General features: G+C 33.1%; 1 protein-coding gene and 1 pseudogene. One reads left to right on the top strand and one right to left on the bottom strand.

The window, feature by feature from the left end:
- Positions 1-393 precede the first annotated feature (393 nt).
- Positions 394-1,543: pseudogene (locus tag A2U94_RS19985) on the bottom strand (site-specific integrase).
- 148 nt (positions 1,544-1,691) lie between these two features.
- Here A2U94_RS19985 and gpG point away from each other — a divergent pair.
- Entirely contained in the window at positions 1,692-1,898 is a 207-nt protein-coding gene (gene gpG / locus A2U94_RS22400; protein ID WP_412177897.1) for a phage tail assembly chaperone G, read from the top strand.
- The last annotated feature ends 224 nt before the right edge of the window (positions 1,899-2,122 follow it).

The raw sequence follows: 2,122 nt of genomic DNA, 5'->3' as shown, positions 1-2,122 counted from the left end.
CTATGATGTAGACTTTCAACCACTCAATGCTGTTCAAACAAAAGATGTTGATGGCATATTCAAATATCTTAATTCTTAAAATAGAACAAGATATTTCATGACCACATTTTGACCACATTCTTTGCGAAAACGAGCGGTAATTTGTGAAAAAAGATTTCTTTAGATAATCAACAAACCTTGTTAAATCAAGCTACATGGACTACATGTGAAAGTATTTAATGAGAAAAAACTTATTCCGCACACAAGTTCACCCATGGGAACGCGATCAATACATGAGCCAATATTAATTGGTAAATCCCTTGACACTACAGGTGTCAGGGGATTTTTTTATTTTGGTCGCAAACCCAGTTTGATCTAGTGAAAAGTTCACGACCAAAATCGGACCAAAGTTTTTTAACTTTCTAAAACAGACGATATATATTCTTCAAAAGAACTAATGGAGTCTTGGTTAATTTTCTTACTAACATGAGTATAAACATCAGATGTAATTGAGATGCTACCATGTCCTAATCGCTTTTGAATGTACTTCATACTTGCTCCAGATTCCAACATAAGAACTGCATGAGTATGTCGAAGAGAGTGAATGCTTAAAGGAGGTAGGTTTGCTTTCTTTAAGATTCTTGAAAAAGCATTAAATAACGTTGACTTGGGTAAAGGATTTCCATCCCTGCGACAGAAAATCAGATCTAATTCATGGTGATATGAATTTGTTAACATTAACTTATCATTATTTTGCAATCGCCGGTGTGTGCTTAGTTCATTTTTAAGAGATTGAGGAATGGAAATCTCCCTGATTGATGAATAAGTTTTTGTATCACCAAATAACTCTTCTTTTGAAAGAGCACTAAAGTCTAATGTTTTTATTGATTGAAATAATTCCTTCTTTGAAGTTTATATCTTTCCATTGCAAAGCAGCGGCTTCACCTTTCCTCATACCTGTATGAATAAGCGTCTTAAAAAATAAATAATAGATATAATTATCTTTAGATGCACACTGTAGGAAGATTTGAATGTCCTCACTACGCATATATTTTAAGCCATTTTGTTTCTTTGCATTCTTTTTAGAGATAGTTGCACCACTGCAAGGGTTCTTTTCAAGTTTGGAAAGAACAAGCGCTTTCTCCATAGCATTATGCATTGTTCCATGGATAATTTCTACTGTCCTTTTACTGTATCCTTGATTAGTTAAATGGTTTAAAAACTTCTGATACATAACAGGCTTTAAGTCTTTTAATAGCATACTTTTAAAGTAAGGAAGAATATGATTTTTAATATCTTGAGAATGTAAAATATACGTATTTTTACGTACGCTGTCTTTTTTATATTCATTTAACCAATTCAACAAATAATCCTCTAAACTTAAGAAAGAGTTATCGAGTTCAAAACCACTTTTAATTTTTCTCTCTTCTTCAGATGATGCAGTTTGAGCTTCCTTCTTTGTAGGAAAACCACTTTTGGATTTTACCTTATACTTTTGCGTAAATGGGTCCTTAAAGGAAATACGGTACTCCCATTTGCCATTTCGTTTGCGAAAAGTGGCCATTAATATTAACTCCTTTCAAATATAGATCTCTTTACATACAAACTTTTTGTTTTTTTAACACTTGAGTAAAATGTTCAGAAACACGTTGTCCCAATACCTGGCGTTGAAAATGTTCTAAGCGCTTTTTAGCACTTTAAAACGTAACGTAATTGAATTAATTAAAGAGGTATCAGAAGAAGGAGAAGTAATTAAATCAGAAAAGTATTTAACACCTGCATTTATTCCGCTTAAAGTTGTTTATCAAGCAATGAATCTAACTGCTGAAATGCAAAAGAGTTCATTTAAAAACAAAAGAGAAATGGTAGACCGTTTCATTGATTTTATTGTACATCCTGAATTATTCATAGCTAACTAAAATCATTTCGTTTTTCAACTTTTGATCACGATGGTTTAAATTTTCGTGAATTTCAAATGGATGAATAGGTGAAGGAGTCTGGTTGATGCTTAAAAAATGGGGATTCACCTGTTTTTGGGCAGACTGATCCCTTGGTGCGGGTTCGATTTTTTAAAAAGGTGATTTAGTTGAGGGAAAGCTGCTGTACCTGGGTCAGTACGTCCGAAAAGAAGTGCGCATAGACG

The sequence above is a fragment of the Bacillus sp. VT 712 genome, from assembly GCF_001614195.1.
Taxonomy (GTDB): Bacteria; Bacillota; Bacilli; order Bacillales; family Bacillaceae_H; genus Priestia; species Priestia flexa.
The sequence above is the reverse complement of the archived record's forward strand: the minus strand, read 5'-3'. Positions and strand labels throughout refer to the sequence as shown.